22 protein-coding genes and 1 tRNA gene are annotated in these 20,000 nt (G+C 33.2%); 3 read left to right on the forward strand and 20 right to left on the reverse strand.

Annotated elements, in window-relative coordinates:
• Positions 1-52 precede the first annotated feature (52 nt).
• A complete protein-coding gene (locus tag I595_RS03175) occupies positions 53-325 on the forward strand; it encodes an HU family DNA-binding protein (protein WP_054557924.1) in 273 nt (90 codons plus the stop codon).
• A 127-nt stretch (positions 326-452) separates the two neighbouring features.
• Complete coding sequence (locus I595_RS03180) at positions 453-1,001, forward strand: YqgE/AlgH family protein (RefSeq protein WP_054557925.1); 549 nt, start codon at positions 453-455, stop codon at positions 999-1,001.
• A 12-nt stretch (positions 1,002-1,013) separates the two neighbouring features.
• Here the strand turns inward: I595_RS03180 and I595_RS03185 are convergent, their stop codons facing one another.
• Positions 1,014-1,859 (reverse strand): aminotransferase class IV, encoded by an 846-nt coding sequence (locus I595_RS03185; RefSeq protein ID WP_054557926.1) that lies wholly within the window; start codon positions 1,857-1,859, stop codon positions 1,014-1,016.
• Positions 1,860-1,913: 54 nt separating this feature from the next.
• A complete protein-coding gene (locus I595_RS03190) occupies positions 1,914-2,297 on the reverse strand; it encodes an START-like domain-containing protein (protein WP_054557927.1) in 384 nt (127 codons plus the stop codon).
• A 133-nt stretch (positions 2,298-2,430) separates the two neighbouring features.
• Between I595_RS03190 and I595_RS03195 the strand changes: the two genes are divergently transcribed.
• A tRNA-Met gene (locus I595_RS03195) sits at positions 2,431-2,504 on the forward strand.
• A gap of 508 nt (positions 2,505-3,012) precedes the next feature.
• Here the strand turns inward: I595_RS03195 and I595_RS03200 are convergent.
• From I595_RS03200 to I595_RS03280, 18 genes are all read right to left on the reverse strand, one after another.
• On the reverse strand, positions 3,013-3,369 hold the full coding sequence (locus tag I595_RS03200; RefSeq protein ID WP_054557928.1) for a cupin domain-containing protein: 357 nt from the start codon (positions 3,367-3,369) through the stop codon (positions 3,013-3,015).
• Positions 3,370-3,570: 201 nt separating this feature from the next.
• Positions 3,571-4,482, reverse strand: coding sequence for a leucine-rich repeat domain-containing protein (locus tag I595_RS03205; protein WP_054557929.1), 912 nt, complete (start codon positions 4,480-4,482; stop codon positions 3,571-3,573).
• Position 4,483: 1 nt separating this feature from the next.
• Positions 4,484-5,254: a type 1 glutamine amidotransferase domain-containing protein gene (locus I595_RS03210; RefSeq protein ID WP_241240860.1), complete on the reverse strand. Its 771-nt coding sequence runs from the start codon at positions 5,252-5,254 to the stop codon at positions 4,484-4,486.
• Between the two features lie 129 nt (positions 5,255-5,383).
• Complete coding sequence (locus tag I595_RS17615; RefSeq protein ID WP_241240861.1) at positions 5,384-5,608, reverse strand: hypothetical protein; 225 nt, start codon at positions 5,606-5,608, stop codon at positions 5,384-5,386.
• 112 nt (positions 5,609-5,720) lie between these two features.
• Positions 5,721-6,671 carry an alpha/beta fold hydrolase gene (locus I595_RS03215; RefSeq protein ID WP_054557930.1) on the reverse strand — a complete coding sequence of 317 codons (951 nt, stop codon included), beginning with the start codon at positions 6,669-6,671 and terminating at the stop codon, positions 5,721-5,723.
• Position 6,672: 1 nt separating this feature from the next.
• Positions 6,673-7,533, reverse strand: coding sequence for an alpha/beta fold hydrolase (locus tag I595_RS03220; RefSeq protein ID WP_054557931.1), 861 nt, complete (start codon positions 7,531-7,533; stop codon positions 6,673-6,675).
• Positions 7,534-7,835: 302 nt separating this feature from the next.
• Complete coding sequence (locus I595_RS03225) at positions 7,836-9,269, reverse strand: amidohydrolase family protein (RefSeq protein ID WP_054558033.1); 1,434 nt, start codon at positions 9,267-9,269, stop codon at positions 7,836-7,838.
• A gap of 170 nt (positions 9,270-9,439) precedes the next feature.
• The gene (locus I595_RS03230) at positions 9,440-10,372 is read right to left on the reverse strand and encodes an NAD(P)-dependent alcohol dehydrogenase (protein WP_054557932.1); all 933 of its coding nucleotides are present in this window, start codon (positions 10,370-10,372) and stop codon (positions 9,440-9,442) included.
• Positions 10,373-10,457: 85 nt separating this feature from the next.
• A complete protein-coding gene (locus tag I595_RS03235) occupies positions 10,458-11,363 on the reverse strand; it encodes a TolB-like translocation protein (protein WP_054557933.1) in 906 nt (301 codons plus the stop codon).
• A 28-nt stretch (positions 11,364-11,391) separates the two neighbouring features.
• Entirely contained in the window at positions 11,392-11,961 is a 570-nt protein-coding gene (locus I595_RS03240) for a hypothetical protein (protein ID WP_054557934.1), read from the reverse strand.
• Positions 11,962-12,187: 226 nt separating this feature from the next.
• Positions 12,188-13,249 carry a tryptophan--tRNA ligase gene (gene trpS / locus I595_RS03245; protein WP_054557935.1) on the reverse strand — a complete coding sequence of 354 codons (1,062 nt, stop codon included), beginning with the start codon at positions 13,247-13,249 and terminating at the stop codon, positions 12,188-12,190.
• A 62-nt stretch (positions 13,250-13,311) separates the two neighbouring features.
• Positions 13,312-13,989, reverse strand: a complete 678-nt coding sequence (locus I595_RS03250; protein ID WP_054557936.1) for a hypothetical protein — start codon at positions 13,987-13,989, stop codon at positions 13,312-13,314.
• Positions 13,990-14,054: 65 nt separating this feature from the next.
• On the reverse strand, positions 14,055-14,675 hold the full coding sequence (locus tag I595_RS03255; RefSeq protein WP_241240862.1) for a hypothetical protein: 621 nt from the start codon (positions 14,673-14,675) through the stop codon (positions 14,055-14,057).
• Positions 14,676-14,771: 96 nt separating this feature from the next.
• Positions 14,772-14,933: a glycine zipper domain-containing protein gene (locus I595_RS03260; protein ID WP_164674148.1), complete on the reverse strand. Its 162-nt coding sequence runs from the start codon at positions 14,931-14,933 to the stop codon at positions 14,772-14,774.
• Between the two features lie 383 nt (positions 14,934-15,316).
• Positions 15,317-15,841, reverse strand: a complete 525-nt coding sequence (locus I595_RS03265) for a GNAT family N-acetyltransferase (RefSeq protein WP_054557939.1) — start codon at positions 15,839-15,841, stop codon at positions 15,317-15,319.
• A gap of 62 nt (positions 15,842-15,903) precedes the next feature.
• Positions 15,904-17,463 (reverse strand): amidohydrolase family protein, encoded by a 1,560-nt coding sequence (locus I595_RS03270; RefSeq protein ID WP_083467470.1) that lies wholly within the window; start codon positions 17,461-17,463, stop codon positions 15,904-15,906.
• Between the two features lie 73 nt (positions 17,464-17,536).
• Positions 17,537-18,442 (reverse strand): type 1 glutamine amidotransferase domain-containing protein, encoded by a 906-nt coding sequence (locus I595_RS03275; RefSeq protein ID WP_054557941.1) that lies wholly within the window; start codon positions 18,440-18,442, stop codon positions 17,537-17,539.
• 75 nt (positions 18,443-18,517) lie between these two features.
• Complete coding sequence (locus I595_RS03280) at positions 18,518-19,918, reverse strand: alpha/beta hydrolase family protein (RefSeq protein ID WP_054557942.1); 1,401 nt, start codon at positions 19,916-19,918, stop codon at positions 18,518-18,520.
• Positions 19,919-20,000: the final 82 nt, after the last annotated feature.

Genomic DNA, 20,000 nt, shown 5'->3' on the forward strand with positions numbered 1-20,000 from the left:
GTATAAATTTGTTCAGCATTAAAATATTAACAACAATTAATTTAATTCCATTATGAACAAAACAGAATTAATCGATGCAATGGCAGCTGATGCAGGCATCACAAAGGCAGCAGCTAAAAAGTCATTGGAATCTTTCTTAGGAAATGTTGAAGGTTCTCTTAAAAAAGGAAACAGGGTCTCCTTAGTAGGTTTCGGATCTTGGTCTGTTTCTAAAAGAAACGCAAGAGAAGGTAGAAATCCACAAACTGGCCAGACCATTAAGATTGCAGCAAAAAATGTTGTTAAGTTTAAAGCAGGTACCGAACTAGGTAATGCAGTAAACTAATTGCCCTACATGGTAATGATTATTAAAAGCACCTTTTTTAAGGTGCTTTTATTGTTTAGGGAGTTTTTGAAATGAAACCATAAAAGCTTACATTTAAGAACAGTTTAGTATTAATCATCAAAAGGATATGCCAAAAAAAGGAAAACTTTTAATTGCAGAGCCCAACCTAACAGGTGATGTTTCCTTTAATCGTTCCGTTGTATTGTTAGCGGAACATAATGATGAAGGTTCCGTTGGCTTTATACTGAACAAACCTCTAGAATATGATATCTGTGATTTGGTCACTGAAATTAAAATTCCTTTTAAGGTTTATAACGGAGGGCCAGTGGAGCAAGATAACCTGTATTTTATCCACAAGGTTCCTGAGCTTATTGAGGGTAGCGTAGAGATTTCCGATGGCATTTATTGGGGTGGGGATTTTGAAAAAACCATTGAGTTGATCAATAGCCAGACCATTACAGAAGCAGATATTAGGTTTTTTCTGGGATATTCTGGTTGGGATTCCCTTCAGTTAGACCAAGAATTATCATCTAATTCATGGGTTGTGGTCCAAAACGAGTATCAAAGTGGGATTATAGAAAAATCCTCAACTGCGTTTTGGCGGGAAAAAATGATAGAACTGGGCGGTGATTACCTTATTTGGTCCAATGCCCCTGAAAACCCAGCACTGAACTAGCTGTTGGACCCATTAGCCTAACCTTGCCCTTGCATTTAATTTACCAATTAGGTTTTTACTGGTTTGCGCACCAAAGGTTTTTTTTCGATACTTTGTGATAGGAATTATCCCTGAAACTGTATTTGTGACAAACAACTCATCTGCCTTTTGAAGCTCAAATGGTGAAATGGAATCTACCATGACCTCCATACCCTCCAAACTTTCAAGGATGGCCAGCAATTCCTTGCGGACAATGCCATTTAAACAACCATCCGATAGCGGAGGCGTTTTTATGGTTTTACCCTTGACCAAAAATAAATTTCCGTTTGTAGTTTCTACCACTTGCTTTTTGGCATTCAGCAACAGGCAATTGTGGTAGCCATTCTCTTTTGCAAATACGGAGGCTACCACATTTAGAATTTTATTGGTAGTCTTTAAATTGGACAACATATCCGCATTGAGGTAATAATCTTTGAACAGCTCCACTTCATAAGCTTCCTCCGATAAAGTATAGAAGGGACTTTCCAAACCACCAACGGTAATAACATAGTCTATCTCATTTTGCGCCGGACGGTAAAGTCCGCCGGGTTTTCTGAAGACTAAAAGTTTGGCTTTGGCCGGGCGCTCCGTTAATCCAGAGCTTTCAATAGTATCTAAAATGGAAGACTCCAAAAACTCCATGGTAAAATCCATAGGGATTTCCATCCGTAGGATACGCATACTGGACATGAGTCTAAAGTAGTGTTCTTCCCAAAAAAAAACCTTACCATGCACCACCCTGATGGTTTCAAAAAGACCATCTCCGTACTGCACTGCCCTATTGTTGGCATTTAAAAAATCAACATTGTCCTGTAGCAGTTTACCATTAAAATTTACCATAAAAAAAGTCCCGATTTTTAACGGGACCAAAGATACGTTATCAATGCTTTACATCTATTTGGACCCCAACACTTGTTTAAGGTCTGATATTTGATTGTTCCAAAGCATCTTTGCCTCATCTACTTCATCTTCTTCCGCAAAGTCGCTAATGAACAAGGAAACATCTTTGGTGATTTCATCCACAATGATTTTCATCTCAAAGTAGGTGTCATCATCATTCTCCTCCCAGGCAAACCTCACAAAATCATCACTCTTACGTTTAAGAAGTTTGGCACTCTCCTCTGCACCATCCCAGATAAAAATAAAAATTTCCCCTCTGGAGTTCACGTTGTCCGCAAACCATTCTGAAAGACCGGAAGGGGTAGATATGTAGTTATAGAGCAATTGTGGTGATGATTGTATCACATACTCTATCTCAAATTTGATTTTCTCGCTCATGTTTCAATATTAACCAATACTAATGGCATACAAGTTGGAAATATAAAAAATTTAATACCAATACATAAATTATTTGTGAATTTTGATTCAGCAAAAAAATACGTTTATATTTGCAGCCGCTTAGGAGCAACTTGGCGAGGTAGCTCAGCTGGTTAGAGCGTCGGATTCATAACCCGGAGGCCGAGGGTTCAAGTCCCTCTCTCGCTACAACTAATCCGTTGAAATTGAATGATTTACATTCAGTATCAACGGATTTTTTTTTGAAGCTCACGGTATACGGTAGCGTATGCGGTTACTAATTAAATCATATAAAATACTGTTATTCTGTACTTTAAAAATCTAAAACCGTCGGGTTTATAATATTTAAGCTAAATCTAAATTTACTATTATTTACTATTCTGTAAATGAGGAAGGGGTTAAGCGTCTTTTTAGTACCAAATAGTCACCCAAACGTAAACACTTTATGTGATATTAGTGATATCAAATGGGTTCCTTAAACACAAAAAGGCAATGATTCCAAAAAAATCCAACCCTTTAATGATTGGATTTTCTCGGTCGGGGTGGCAGAATTGCAACTTTTCATTATAATTAATTATATATCAATCATTTATACAGAATCCTAATTTTATCTGCTTCTTTAGGTTGTGTATAAGCGAATGCTACAATCAACAACAATAGCAGACTTAAACACCTTTTTTTATAGTTCATTATCATACTAGATTTGATTTTTAATAGGCTTAGTAATTTCATTAACAACCTCTCCTGTATGCAATGTTGATTTATTTTCAATAAGCATTATATGGCATTCGTTTTTAGAACTTACCTTATGACTGATTCCCTTTTTCACAATAAACAAGTCTCCCTTTTTCATGGTAAACGGTTCTTGATTTTCTATTTCAAACAGAAGCGCTCCTTTGATAATAAGAAATAATTCATCTTCATTTTTATGATGATGCCAAGGAACTTTATTACCCTGTATTTTCACCAGTTTTATAAAAACATCATTTACTTCACCAATTATTTTTGGAGCATAGTAGTCATTAATGGTGTTTAGTTGTTCGGTTATATTCATCTCAAAATTTGATTATAATAATAGTACTCTATTCTTTGATTATCATGAATATCCACAAGCTCAATATCAGATAGTAAAATCCCGAAATAAATAGGGTGCCAATAATTTTACTTATGTCTACTATAATGAAATATTGTTCTATTGCATTTTATAGTAAGCCCGCAAATTAAATAGATTGTATCTCAAAGTTTTATGGCGTTTTTAATTGCAATCAGCATTTAGCTCTTGATAATCTGATTTAGAAATCTGTGGTATACTTTGTCCATCAAGAACTTTAATGCATGACAGATTTGGATTTCTATCTACTTTTAAATCAATAAGGTTTTGATTAAAACTCACGTTTAACCTATCCAGTGAATTACTGGTGATATAAAGATGCGTTAAATCATTATTTTCTAAGAGATTAATAGTTTGCAGCTCATTATCAGAAACCAGTAATGTTTCTAACTTTTTATTTGAAATCACCTCTAAACTTTGCAATTTATTTGATGTTAAAAGTAGGTTTTTTAGATTTGGATCTGAACTAATGTCGAGTGAATACAAATCATTATTACTCATATGTAAAACCTCTAACGACTCGCTAGAAATACTAAAAGTTTCAAAATAATTCCAAGACAAATCCAAGTCTTTTAATTCACCTAATTCTGATAATCCAACTACTGAATTCATTTCATTAGCAGTCAAATCAAGTAAAACTAGTTTACTGTTGTTGCTAATATCAATACTTAACAATTTATTACCCGCAAGATTTAACGTATCCAAATTTAAATTATCACTTAAATCAATTTGTGCTATATCATGCTGGGTGGCAATTAATTTCCTTAAACTAGTGAAGCCTTCTATTCCTGTTAAATCAGTAATAGCTCCATAATCTAGATTGCTTAAATCAAGGGTAGCTATTCCTTCAGCATCACTGCTTAGCATTTGCTGATTTATAATACCATCAGAATCTACACCTGTTTTTATAAGTATCGCTTCAAAACTTGAATCGGGTATGCTTACATAAGCACGATTAAAACCTGCAATATTATCACCATTTGAGCATGAAACTGTACTACCCATCAATACTATTATGCAAAAATATGTTAGTGAAATTTGGTTGGCTTTTTTCATTTTATTGACTGATTTCTCGATTATTTAAATTTTCGATTATTTTTAATGCTACATCTTTAGATGATAAATAATTTTGACCTGTAATTACATTTCCTTGTACCTCTACATGTACCGAGTTTCTAGGAGAATATTTAAATATTCCACCTCTTTCTTCTATGGTCTTTTGAATTAAAAAAGGGAATTGCTTAAAATATTCGGCACCCTCTTTTTCATAAGCTTCTGGGTATCCACTAATTATTTTATTATTTACCAAGTACTTCCCATCTTTTGTTTTTAAATCAACAATACCAGCCGTTCCATGACATACTGAAGAGACAATACCATTATATTCTTCAAAAATGGTCATTGTTATTTTTTGAATTTCTTTATTCTTAGGCACATCATACATTGCACTTCCACCTCCGATATAATGAACCGCTTTATAATCTTTTGCAATAATTTCTTTAGGCTTTTTGGTGTGTTTTAAAGCATACATAAAGTATTCACTGTAAAGCAGTTTTTTTTGGAGTGCGTCAGATGTATTAATATAAGCTAGTGGAATACTACCTCCATATGGACTAACGAAGTCCACAGTAAACCCTTCCTTTTTAAACGTATCATAAGCATTAACAATTTCAGAGAAGCTATTACCCGTTGGAAGTTTAGATGTTCCATGGAATGAGGCATTGGATACTATAAATAATATTTTATCACCATTTTGGTTACTTTTTTCACTGCTAGCAGTTTTGCTAATAATTTTCCACTCGTTTTCAATTTTTTTTAAAAGAAACAAATCAATGTATCTTAAACCACTCTTAGGGATAATAATTTCTGCTTTTGCAGTAGCAACACCTTCAAAGTTGTCAATCGATAAAATGTTACCTATTCTTCCCGTAAATTCTCCTTCTTTTTTATTTTTATATCAACTTGCATATTCTTTGACAGGAACGGTCCAAAGTGTTTTGTTACTTTTTTCTAAATACAGGTTTGCATTGGTATAAAATGCTTTTTCAATAAGTGCAGATTTATTGTAAGAAGTACCATTTATATAATTTAAAAGCGTGTTTTCTATTTTAGATACTTCCGTTTGTGCAAAAACTGAAGCGTTTAACATTAGGAATCCGATGAATAAAAGAAAATGTTTCATACGTATTTTTAGTATTGTTAATTAAATGGATTCAAAAATTAAGGCTTGTCTATAGTCTCAAACAAATTCTGCTCCTTCTCTATAAAATACCATTCTTGTTTCCATTTCTTTTTTAACCATTAAATTTTGCCAACCATTTTAAAATCGATTCATTTGTTTCATGTGGTAACTCTTGTTGAATGTGATGGCCACACTCTAGACAAATCACATCCAGATTCGGAACAAAATCCTGTAGCCTTTCAAATTTTGGAATCATATCTAGATTACCATAGATCATAAGTGTAGGCTGTTTGATGATTGGGTCTATATCTGCTAATACGTGCCAGTTTCGGTCAAGGTTTCTATACCAATTAATAGCGCCATTAAACCCAGAATTTTTAAAGGCCGTTACAAATACAGACAAATCAACGTCGTTCATAATAGGCTCACCAAAAGGCTTTTCCGCTTTTGCAAGATTCATCATTAACATTCCTGGTTCTGGTGGTGCAAGAGGCACATTCTTACGAAATAAATTACGAAGAAAGTTTTCTGCATGATTCTCTAACACAGCATCTGCTACTCCTGGTTTTTTATTAAAATGAACAAAATAGAAATCTTCACCAAAAATCTCTTCCATAAACTGAATCCATGGTTTTTCACCTCGTTCTTGATAAGGTAATGCAAGATTTAGTATTTTATTGACACGCTCTGGATGCAAGAGTGCAAGGTTCCAAACTACATTTGCGCCCCAATCATGCCCCACAAAAACAGCATCTCTGTAGTTGTAATAATCAAGTAAGGCCACTAAATCATCTGTTAAATGGGTTATATCATATGCCGTTACTTCTTTAGGGCGCGATGAATTGCCATATCCTCTTTGATTTGGAACAATGACATGATAACCAGCTTTAGCAAGCGCTGGTATTTGATAACGCCAAGAAAAGGCATGTTCGGGAAAGCCATGACAGAGTACAATTGGATTGCCAATATTTTCTTTACCCGCTTCAAATACTTCTAACTCAATTCCATTTATTGAAATTATATTGGATTTGGGAAATTTTAAAGATTTAATTTCTTGTATCATTTCAGTGCCTGTTTTTATCAATAATTAAATCTTCTATTTTTTTAAAATCCTTTGAATTTGGTACGTGTTTAGCATCTTCAATCAAAACAACTTCTTCTATAGAAGAAAATATTCGTTTTGCTCTTTTAATCATTTTTTTTCCGGGAAACATGATATCCTTTTCACAGGCAAAAATGGTAATCGGTGTTTTTATTCTATTTGCATCATTTTTAGATAGTATTGGTAAAGGAGAAAAATCCATATTGCAGTGTTGAAACGTAGAAGACATAAACTCTAATGCAAAATCATCGTATTCAGAAAAAAGTACGTTCATTACCTTTTTAATGTGCTTTTGATTGTTAGTTTTTATAAACTTTTTTAATGGTAGGAACATTTTAAACAAACCTACAAGAGGATTACCATTAACAATATAGACTGGTGCAATTAAGAATACCTGTTTTATAGTCGTTTCATTAAACACTAGTGCTTTTAAGCTAATGAAACCTCCAAAGGAAAAGCCTACCAGGGTCACGTCTTTCAGTCTTAGTTTTATGATTACTTCAATAAGCCATTTTCCATAATCTAAAGATTTCATGTCTAATCGATTCTCTGCACTTTTATTGGGTTGTGCTAACACATCTACTGCATAGACACAATATTTTGAAGCTAGATTGGGGAAAGAATCTAAAATTTGTGGTGCACAACCTCCTGTGCCGTGAATCAGTACTAATGGAGGGTTTTTAGTGTCGCCAGTAATGATAACATTAGTGACTCCAAACTTTGTTTCTATAAATTTTTCTGAATATTCAATATTCAGCTCATTCAACTTTTGATTGTAAAGGGATAAGATTTTTTCTTTTCCTTCTTTTGATTTGAAAAACATGTACTGTTCGTTTTTTGATTGATGATTATGATTGATGATTATGATTGATGTATTTTGAATGTTATGACGAGCGATGATAGGTATTTGTTACACTTTAATTTTTATTATTAATAGCTCAATTTTTGTTTCTACAAATATCTATCAAGAAGCAATATGCTTCTAACCACTTATGAAGCCTTATGTATAAAGTTTGATGATAGATTGAAAATTATGACGCAGTTCTATAAATTATGATGCAAACAAGCCTTTCTATTAAATCTTATTTTAATTTTTCTGATTTCATATACATTTTTACCAGTAGTTTATTTTTCAATGATTAAGTTTTCCAAATACCTCAGAGCAGTAGCTATTAAATTCTTTCGATTTTTTGCCTTTTCATTAAAAGAATCCAAAGTCGCTCTGTCCAATTTTCGCCCCTTCACAAAAACATAGGTGGGTTTTTTAAGCGAAGACAACTTAAAAAGCGGGTTTTCATCCACTAATAACAAATTAGCAATCTTGCCCTCTTCAATAGTTCCAAGTTGATTCATCATTGAATGCGTTCGAGAAGCATTGACAGTAGCTGTTTTCAACACTTCATAATTAGAAAGGCCAGCTTCTTTGTAAAAGGCCAGTTCTGTATGAATTGAAAACCCTGGAAGCGTAACTCCAATACCACCATCAGTGCCACAAATTATAGGTACTCCAGCTTCATGCAGTTTATTAACGATGTTCATGTGAAAATCATGCTGTTTTTTTATCCGCTCAACGGTCGTAGGATCTTCTTGCTTGGCATTATACCAACGCTCAAATTGTCTTTTGCTATCATCCATTTTAATGAGTGGATTCATATACTTCAATGATTCTGAATCTAAAATGTCATCATCCATCATCATTTGATAAATATTATGAAACACCGTAAGTGTAGGACTATAACTTGTATGTTTAGACGCGGAAATAGAATCAATAACAGCCTGAAGCTTAAGGGTATCTAAATCAAACTGCAAAGGTTGCTGCACAATTTCTTCAGCATGTTCAATGGATTTGATTTGTGGGTTTAAATGATATGAAAATGGTACTTTTTGAGAAGGGTGAGCAACAATGTCCATTTCAGAAATCTTGGCTTGTTCAATCACTGCATCAAAAACTTCCTTATCCAATCCATAATACGTTTTGATGAAATCGTAACCTCTGTCTTTATATTCTACAACCTTGTCTTTAGCTTCACTCGGATTACTTAGATTTAAATTGTCATCACCAATGAATTCAGAGCCTGTTAGTTTTGGTCCTGTTGTAAAAAACGATGGTGAAAAAATATTTTCTTCCATTACATCTTCTTTAATTCTTAAATGCATTGGCATACCCCAAAGATTTCTAACTGCTGTTACACCGTTGGATAGGTAGAGTCCGAGTTCATATCTATCCCACACATGCACATGCATATCTATAAGTCCTGGTGTTAGGTATTTGTTCTTTGCATTAATAATTTCAATCCCTTTGACCTCAATAGTGTCTGCAATCTTTTCAATAACTCCTTTTTTTATATACACCATTTTATCAACTAAAACAGTGTCCTGATTCATTGGGATGACATTGACTTTTTTTATCAGGTAAGAATTATTAGATGCAGTTTCATTCTTATTAATCTCAAGGTAATTTGTTCCTGATGAATCAACCCAAAGTGTAATGATTCCTATTAGCACAAGCAGGCCAATGAGAGCGAATACAATTTTTAAAAGTCGTTTTACTATTTTCATTTGGTTAAATTTAAACATCAGATTATATCAGTCAGAAATAAGTGGTAGTTGTGGTTATATTTTTTCTTTTCCTTCTTTTGATTTGACAAAAATACACTGTTCGTTTTTTGATGCTTCGACTGGGCTCAGCACGAGTTGATGATTTATAAATTGGGAAAATCCATAGCGAGCTAAATAGTGATGACCACATTTCCTCTTTTATGACCCATCTCCACATATTTATGAGCTTCGGCCATTTTTTCTAAAGAATATACTCTATCAATAACAGGTCTTAGTTTCTCTTGTTCTGCTAACCTTTTTAAATTAAAAAAAGCTTCTTTTGGTGTTAATGGAGTGCCATGATCTATGGATATGTATTTGCCATTCAAAGCCAATACTTTTTTGCTCTTTTCTTTTAGTATCGATGATTTTGAGTTGCCTACGGCATCAATCACATATTTATACCTTTCCAATTGTTTTTCAGCATTTTCTATCGTGTAGTCAATCACCTTATCACTTCCTAAAGAAGTTACTAATTCGAAGTTTCTACCACTACAAACACTAGTGACATGAGCACCCAAATGCTTCGCCAATTGAATGACCATTGTGCCTATACTTCCTGACGCTCCATAAATTAAAACATTGTCGCCCTTGTTTATGCTCGTCTTTTTTAATAAATGAGTAGCAAGCAAGCCACCATAAGGTATCGCTGCAGCTTCCTCAAAACTAAGATTTACAGGTTTTAGGGCTAGATTCCAATCTTCTGGTAAACAAATATATTCTGCATAAGAACCAAAACGAAGTTTGGTAGGCGAGATTGAACCATACGCAAAAACCTCATCCCCAATTTCGAACAATGTTACATCTTTACCTTTACGCTCAACAATACCAGCTGTTACCATCCCCAATACAGGGTTTCTTGGACGGCCAAAACCAAATATGAGTTGGAGTATAAGTTTAGGAATGAAAGGTTCATTCATTCTCCGAATTAGAACATCGCTTGTGGTAACTGAAGTTGCATGTATCTTTATTAGTACTTCATTAGCTTTTGGTGATGGTTTTTTTACATGACTTAGCACCAGATTATCTACCTCCCCATATTTTAGACATTCTATTGCTTTCATAATTGTTTTTGTTGATAGCAAAGTTGGTTAAAATGTGGGGTACAAAAGTTCGCATTTTGAAATTGGAACAAACCTTTCCTTTTCATTATTCCTTTTTAAGAGCATAGATAACTTTTGCATCTACCCAAAAAACATCTACATTTTCAAAATCGTCTGATCCAACATTTCTACTAAAGAAAAGGTACTTGCCATCTGGCGTTATACTTGCTGAAGCTTCCCAGGCGTTGGTGTTTATTTTATCTCCCAAATTAATTCCATTACCCCAAGTACCATCTTTTTGTTTAAAACTGATGTAAATATCTGAATCTCCATAACCATCTTCTCTTTGAGCATCAAATAACAAATACGATTCATCTGGTGCTATAAAAGGATGGCTCAAAAAGGTTCCTTTATTTATTGCTTTGGGTAAGGCCTTGGGCTCTTCATGTTTACCGTTAATTAAACGCGAATAGCGAATTGGAAACGTTGAATCATTCTCTTTATAGGTGTCAAAATAGTACGTCCCATTTGAAGATGATGAGAGGCGCATAATATACATAGAATCATTACTTACAGTTGGAGGTTCTAGTTTTTGTAATTCTGACCATCCAGATTCCGTTCTTTTTAAATATCTGTCACCTAAATGCATGGTTTGTCCATCTGGGGATATTACCGGTCTTCCTATCCATGGAGATGCTATTTCAGATTTCTTCCATTCCCCATTAATTTCGCTGTATTTGTATTCGTAAAAAGCTGATTTTTTATTTTCTTCTCCTCTTCTAATAAAATAAAACGCTTTCATATCTGGGGTGAATGCACTATTGACTTCATACAAATCCGTAGACACAAGACCTGGAGCAAATGGTAAAGGTCTTAATCCTGGTGGTTTTTGTCCCAGATATGGGTTTTTAATGGTTGGTATATTATTATCTTTAGTTTTTTGTTTTTTTGCATCACAAGATTGCAAAGAAAGTATTCCAGCGATAAGTAGTGTTATGAAGGTCTTTTCCATTTTGATATTCAAATTATTATTGTTTTTGCTAAAACCTATATCCTATACGCAAGTGCATATTTAATTCCATTTCACTTTTGTTGTTTAAATAACCAGCACGTTTAGCAAATGTGTAACTAAATCCTGCACCAAGACCTGCTTCATAATTAAAGTGTTTACCTAAATTTCTTCTAATTCCCCAAGTGGGTATAATAGAAAAATCACTTACCACAGGAGCATCGTCAGTATTGAATAAGACAAACCAATCTGGATGATAACCCATTTTTAAAGCAATAAAGTTGCCACTATTCCCATCAATTCTTTTTGAGTTTTTTGAACGTTTTTCGAGGTTATAATAAAATCTTGGCTCCACAACTATTACAGGTGTTAGTAGAAATGGAGAATCATAATCATCATAATACGTAGATTCCCAAATACCAAAATCAAAACCAATCTCTGTTCTCAGTGCTAGGGTATTTGATAGTTTTGCTTCATTATATGCCCAGATTCCTAGAACTCCAGTTTGTAATCCGAATGTTGATTTTTCTACACTTGTGTTTTGAGCTTTGGCGATTAATGTTAGTCCGCACAAAGTCAAGGTAATTAAAGTTTTTTTCATGATGATGTTTTTTGATTAATGATGATTATTGATTGATTGATATTTGTATGAAGTTTACCTTCTTGAAAAAGTAGAATTAAGTAATGGTTTTAGTTATTTTGTTTTTTTGAAATGCTTCCGTTCGCTTTATTTGTTCTTCGAGATTCCATTCAAAATCAAATCTATTCTTTCAAAATAAAAAGATTGAATCGAGTCCGATTTCAGTTCTTTGCTGGATGTAGTGCTATTATATTTTCATATTCATTGCCTCAGTGACTTCACTCAACGTTCCAATAGCTGTTTCTCTCGCTTTACTTATACCTTTAAGCAAAATATCCCTGACATAATCTTTATTTTTTTCAAGCTCTATTCTTTTTTTTCTAATAGGCTCAAAATATGTGTTTATGGCTTCTTCTGTTAGCTGTTTAAGTTTTCCTGAACCTTGGTCGCCAATTTTATCAGCAATATCTGTTGGACTTTTATCTGAACATAAGGAAGCTAACTTAAGTAAGTTGGAAACCTCTGGTCTGTTTTCGGGGTCGTAAGATATGTAACGACTTGAATCAGTTTTGGCAGATTTTATTAGTTTTGCTGTTTCGTCAGCTGTTGACTTTATCATAATTGAATTGTTGCGACTTTTACTCATTTTTTGAATACCGTCTAACCCAAGAATAGTAGGGGTATCAGTAAAAAATGCAACTGGTTCTGTAAAAATATTTTTATTGAATTTGGTATTAAAGCGCTTTGCAATTTTCCGAGTTAATTCTATATGAGGTAATTGATCTTTTCCAACAGGAACCACATTACTTTTACAAAACAAAATGTCAGCAGCTTGATGAACTGGATAGATATACATTCCTGCATTAATATTACTCAGTCCTGAAGCAGTAATTTCTTCTTTAACAGTTGGATTTTTGTTTAATTCTGAACTGGAAACTAATGTCAGAAATGGAATAGTTAGTTGATTTAATTCAGGAATATGACTATGTGGAAAAATATGAGTTTTATAATTTTCAGGGTCTAATCCACAGGCTAAATAGTCCAAAGTTAGTTCATAGGTGAATTTTGAAATTTCATTAAAAACATTTCTATCTGTCAACACTTGATAATCAGCAATTAAAATATAAGTCTCAATTCCCAAGCTTTGTAATTTTAATCGGTTTATAATAGAGCCAAAATAGTGTCCAAGATGCAAATTACCTGTAGGTCTATCTCCCGTTAATACGCGGTACTTTTGAGGATTCTTATACAAATCATTTTCTAATAATTTACTTTGCTCTTTTGCTTTTTCAAAACTTTTATTTATCATTTAGCTTGTTTGAATGAAACCTAACAATTAGTTAGGAATAATTAAAAATTTTTGTTCGCATATTAACTTGATTCCTTGTGAGCAAACGATTTATGTGGTTTACGAATCATTGCTATTCCAATCCATACAAACCAAACAATCTGACTAATCCCAAAAATTTCTTTGAATACGACGAAAGGTAAAATGGTTAGAATGCCTGCAAGCGCAACAAGTAGGCCTAAAAAGTTCAATGGTTTTGAGAAAAACGAATATTTTAAAGCTGCTATACTTAAAAGTAATACCCAAATTGCTCCAACAATTTCATTTCCTCCACCAAGTCCTTCTGAAACAATACCAGTACTTGTCCAGATTGATATAGCTTTTTGTGGCTCCTCAATTCCAATTTTAATGACAGAATTAAGTCCAATATTTGCAATCATTCCACTGGCTATAACTAAGCCAACCCAGATTACTCCAAAAACAGAAGCGAGTATCGAAAAATTTGGCAAATTATCTTTTATTTTTTGGTGTATTGAAACAACTAATACAGCAAGTAAAATTCCAAATAAAACATAACTTATTAAGTTTGTTGTTGAAAGCATTACATAGTTTTCAGACAAGAAGTTTACTCTTTCAATATCCGTTGCGTCTGCCTTTGGATACGCTAATATTCCACCATAAACTATAAACGCTATGATGTAGATTAATCCAAGTGAAATTGAGCAAAATCCACCAAGTTTTTGTAATGTTTTTGTATTCATAATTATAAAAAGTTTCTTTTTAATAGGGTTGTGAATAGGGGATAACTCACTATTTATGTTAAAGCTTATAACCAGCTAAAGCCTAACCCTATATTAAAGATTACTGCATCTCTGTGTGCATCTCCTTCTAAAGACGCACGACCCAAAACTAGTTTTGACTGCACATTAAGTGCGAAGTTTTTCTTTTTGTAAATTTCGTAACCTGTACTTGCCATAACAGCGCAACCAAAATTCCAATCGTCATTTACATTGTCTTTAATATCATATAATGCTGGCGAATCTATTGCTAAACCAATTCCACCGTGAATCCACCAACGATCTTTTACCCAATATTGTAGCGATGGAATAAAACCTCCGAAATGCCTGTCATTATCCTGAAATTCATAAATATTTCCTGGCATTGCGGCAGTAATGGCTAGTTTTTCATTTAACATATAGCCCAACTTTAAATCTGGTAAAACAAACGTTCCTTGAGATGTGTCGAACGTTTGAATACCTTCACTATCTTCTAAACTGATTAGACCTCCACCTACTGAAAATTCAATAATAAAGCCATCTCGCTGTGTTGTTGTTGTTTCTGGATTTGCGTTTTGAGCGTATGTTATACTTGATACTAATGCAAAGGCTACGCAAGCCATTCTTGATACCATTTGTTTTTTGATTGTTTTCATTTTAATTGATTTCATGATTGTTCGCTTTTTGATTTTTTGATTTTTGTTTCTGATGTTACAAGCATTAATAGCTAATGCTTAAAAAAAAGTGGAATGTGTAATGAGTGATTTTTATTTTTTATGATTTTTTTTGGCACCATATTCTAATGCTGAACCTATGGCAATCCCTAAAACAAACCACAATTGCATATTTGAGGTCAAGTAACCAACTATAGCACCTAGTATAATCCCTATTCCTAATTTTAGACCCTTTCCACTTTTTTCAATTTTCATTTTTGTTATAATTATTAGATTTTTGATAAAATTAAATAGACTTTGCAACCAAAAAGTTCTACTTTAAAAACCAGAACCAAATCTTTTAATCAGCAAACAGCATTCTAATTAATTGATTTTGAATTTTTAGAATAACTGTTCCGATTTGATGGTACAAAGATGCGATGAACCTTGAAGCAACAGTAAACAGTTATGAAGCAAGAGTTAATAAGTTTAGCGCAGTACTATAAATTATGAGGCAAGACTATAAATTATGACGCATTTTTAAATATTACCAAAGAAAACAACAAGCGGTCTATTATTGTTAATAATTTATGAGGTAAAATTAATTGTCAACTTTAAAGAAAAGTTCTAGTTTAAAAATCAAAACTAATTTCAAGCCCCTAAAAGGATTTAAAAATTTTAGGGTGATTATTGGAAACAAACTTTTGGAAGCTTTCATTAGATATCGAGTTAGGGTACGTCATAACCAATAAATCAATTTTACGATCATCAATACTTGATGGGACCTTATATTCGTGTAAGTTTAACTTAAACCCAAGTCGCTCATAAAATCGAATTCTTCTATTATTGATTGAGCTATCTGGTAATTCAACCTCTAATAAAGTGGGATTAGAATTTCCCTTTATAAAATCTTCCAATATTTTGGCTCCATAACCTTTACTTCTTAGAGATTTTGTTACGGCAAAGTGATCTATGTATTGAAAATCTTCAAAATCCCACCACATAACGAAACCGATGAACACATTCTTTTCAATGAATACATCAAACTTGTAAATAGGGTTTTCCAGTAAACATGATTGTGCCTCCAATGTTCTTCTCTCATAAACTGGAAAGGCTTCTTCATAAAGCCCCCAAGCTGAAGCGAAGTAGTCATCATCAATATTATTTAAATTGAGTTGTATCATAAACTAAAAGGACATTAATTATTTGTTTCCGATAAATGATTCATTTCCTGTTTTCACATGTATTAATCGGCAAACTGCACGCGTATTAAAGGACTGTTCAGTAAGCTTACAAAAGTTTTTACATTCATATGAAAACTACCAGCAGCCGTTTCTGTAAACGCCTTTAGTTCTCTGAGTTTTTCTTCATCATAATACACACCGTTTAACAGTACTCCATTGATGCTTTTTGTATTATTTATATCCTGTAAGGGATTTTTATCCAGTAAAACCAAGTCTGCTTTTTTGCCTATTTCAATGGTTCCATAATCCTCGATTGCATTTGAGTAGGTGGCTGGAACCATAGTTGCACTTTGTAAAGCTTCAAGGTTGGTCAACCCAGCAGAAGTCAATTCGTATAATTCATCGTGCAAACTAAATCCGGCAAACACATAAGAGTCCATAACATCTGTTCCTGCCATAATGGGCACCCCCATTCTATGTGCCATGGATAGTTGATTTTTCGAAGCTTCAAAAAATTGTTCACTTACATTTTCACCTTTTCTTTCTAGATTTTTTTCTTTGTTATGGTCTGTATCATATTTCCACCATAACCGCTTTCTAATGTTGGTTACATATTTTAGATTTTCATTGTTGGTAAACTCATTTTTATGCGCATTGGCCTCAAACTTCAAGGTCTGTAAGGTAGGTGTCCAATAAGCTTTTTTTTGCTGCATTAAACGCATCAATGCTTTTGCTTGAACACTGTCAAACTGGTGTACAATCTTTGCTTTTGATTTAGAAAAATAGGCTTTCCAATTCGTTGAATGCTTTAAACTATCCGTTTCCGGGAAACATTCGTACATGAATATTCGTCCGTGTTCAAAACTTCTTTGTCCTAGGTTAACCGCATCTTCCAAACTTAGAAACATGGGTTTATGACCTGCTAGATGCAACCCATATTCTGGTGCTTTTAATGCTAATGTTTTATAGGTGTCCTTTGGTAGCTGTTGGTACACCTTAATAAAATCCACCTTTTCATTTTTATAGAATTGTAGCAATGAATCTACTTGGGATGGATTTTGCAGTTTAAAAAAGTCTGGTGCATCTTCAGGAATGGCTTTTACACCATCCATTTGGTAACTGCTTTGTAATACGTATCTAGGTGTAACCCTGGTGTTAAGTTCTAAATCTTTATTCCATTGCAAACGTTCCTTACTACCCACCCAATAACTATCCTTTTCATTCAATTGACCAGACATATCTCTTACCCCAGTAATGCCATTTGCGATGTACAGTGGATGATGCAACCATTCTGAATGTTGATCGGAATGGGTATGCATATCCCATAAACCTGGAATTAGGAATTTATCGGTGCCATCGATTATTAAAGCATCATCGGAAACTATGATATTTGTACTATCAATTTTTGTAATACGAGAGTGCTCAATTAAAACAAACTGATGCTTAGCTATTTTACCTGTTTTAACATCGACAATACTTACATTTTTAATGATAGTTTCTTCGAAAGATTTTGGTGGTTGTAATGTATTCGTTGGCCATATATAAGCTGTTGCCATAACTATAACTACTATAGAAATTAATGCGCAACTAACTTTTAAAAAAAATAAAACTTTTTTCTTCATTATTTAGCTTTTAGTAATCCCATTAAGTAACGTTGTAGCTTCCTCTTTTAAAAGATTTTTTTCAATTAGCTCTTCAAGTGTTTTTTTTTGCTTGTTCTGTGTTTTGAAGATTCAGCTGTGTTTTTGCTACTAATAACTGAAAGTTTTCATTGAAAAAATAAGGTTTACCAAAAGTGATTAAACGCATCCCTTTTTCTAACTTCTCTTTACTATCCTTAGCTCTTTGCACAGGCTTCACTCCTAAAGCATTCACCACAGCTTCCGCCGAAACTTTTGTGGAAGCTGGATTCTGCCCTGTTATAAACTTGCCAGAAATGACCACGTTTTCTAGCATAAAACTACTTTTTTGATATTTTGCACCTCTAGACTTTACGGCATCTTCCAATAAAAATGGGAATTCATCTATCCATTTACTCTTAAAAATTTTTTCTTCCTCATTAGAAAATCCTGTAATCCTTTCATTATCTAAAATATAATTGTTTTGGTGTTTCACATTAATAAAGGCAGAAGTACCATGACAAACAGAAGCCAAAACTGTACCTTTTCGATTGTATAGATTTAGTATTATATCTTGTAATGAAGGGTCATATGGAACATCGAACATTGCACCCTTACCACCAATAATATAGATAGCATCATAGTCATCTGCGTCTACCTGTGAAGTGGCTACTGTTTGTGAAAGTATGGAAGCTGTATTCTTATTTGTAAAAAAAGCATTATTTTTTTCTTTGGTTGCGTCAAATTTATCTGCCACAACACTACCACCTTTAGGACTAGCCACGGTAACCTTACTATTATTTGAAGTAAAAATATTGTAGGCATCTACAAACTCTTCAAACTCAAATCCTGGTCGTGTTTTACCATTATCTTTACCGTAACTACTTACAATTATGAGCACATTCTTTTGATTTTTGGAAGCAGACTGTGCAAAAGTTATCATTGTAAACAATAACAGAACTACAGTTATATATTTTCTCATGATTTAAAATTTATTATTAGACAAAACTAAGTTTAAGCCATTCTTAAACCATTCTGTTTTATGAATCCGAACGAATTAATTTACATGCTCTAATATCCAACTCGAAATTTCTTTTAATGCTATTGGGGAAAACGTTTGCTCTATCTTTTGATATTCGTCCATCTTTCCAGTTTCACACTCTTGAAAAAAGTGGTTTAAGTTTTCTAATTCTATGATTTTATAATCTTGATTACCTCCTTTAATCAAAGCTTGACGTATTCCATTTTGATTTATTTTGGCTTTTACTTGGGTATCTTTACTACCATTTAAGGACAATACAGGAATTTTTAATTTTTCGATTTCAGTAGCAGGATTGTAATTATAAAAATAGCGAACCCAAGGTGTAGTTCTTGTTTCGATTAAACCTTCAATAATTTCATTCACTTTGGCATCATTACCAACTAATGGTTCTAATATAGGAGCAATCGTTTTGTTGTAATGATTTGTCAATTCTTTTTTAATTATTGATAATTCGTTGTCTGAAGACGCAATTTTAATTGCTTTTCTAATGGCTCGTTCATATTCTGCTTCATTTGGTACAGGAAAAGGCCTCATTGATATAGACTGCATTAATGATATTTCACTCCCAGGAATTCCTGTAGAAGCCAATAAAACCATAAAAGACACGCCTTTTGTTTGATTTGCTGCTAAAGGAGCAATAATACCACCTTCGCTATGACCTATTAATCCGATATCATTAGCATCAATATCTGCTCTTGATTTTAGATACTTTACAGCACTTACTACATCTGTTGAAAAATCTTTTGTAGTAGCATTACTAAAATTACCTGTCGATTTTCCTACACCACGATCATCAAAACGCAAAACTGCAATACCTTGGCGAGTTAAATGATCTGCAATTATCCAAAAAGGTTTGTGATTTGCAAATGTTTCGTCTCTATCTTGTGGACCACTACCACTTATTAAAATAACAGCTGGAGATTTTCCAGATTTTTTAGGTATGGTTAATGTTCCAACAAGTGATACATTAGCTTCCTTATTCTCAAAAACTACTTCTTCTTCATTATAGGGATACGGTTTAACAGGTTCTTGAGGTCTATTATTTTTAGCTTCCAATTTTAGCTTTCCTTTTTTCAAGTTTAAAGGAAGTTGATTCACACCTTCGGTAAATGTGCCTTCAAACTGTTTTAATGTTTGATTGAATTTACCTTCGTACTTTACACCTAAGTTTGCACCATCTATAAGTAATACACCATTTTCAAAAGTCGTTTTTTGAGGTTTTAGAGCAGTAACACGTTGCTTGGGTATTGAAAACTCCGTAACATATTCATTTTCAATGTTTTTAATATTAAAAATAAAACTGATTTCTTTGTCTTCTCCTAATTTTGCTGTTCCGTTCCATATGCCTGTAATGTCTTGAGAAAAACTCAAAACCGAGTACATAAGTATAGCGCATGTGATGTGTATTTTTTTCATTTTATGAAGTTTAAATGTGTTAGAATTTGAACGTATTTTTCCTATCCGAATAACATTCAGAATTAAAATAAATACGTTACCT

This window comes from Croceitalea dokdonensis DOKDO 023 (genome assembly GCF_001306415.1).
Taxonomy (GTDB): Bacteria; Bacteroidota; Bacteroidia; order Flavobacteriales; family Flavobacteriaceae; genus Croceitalea; species Croceitalea dokdonensis.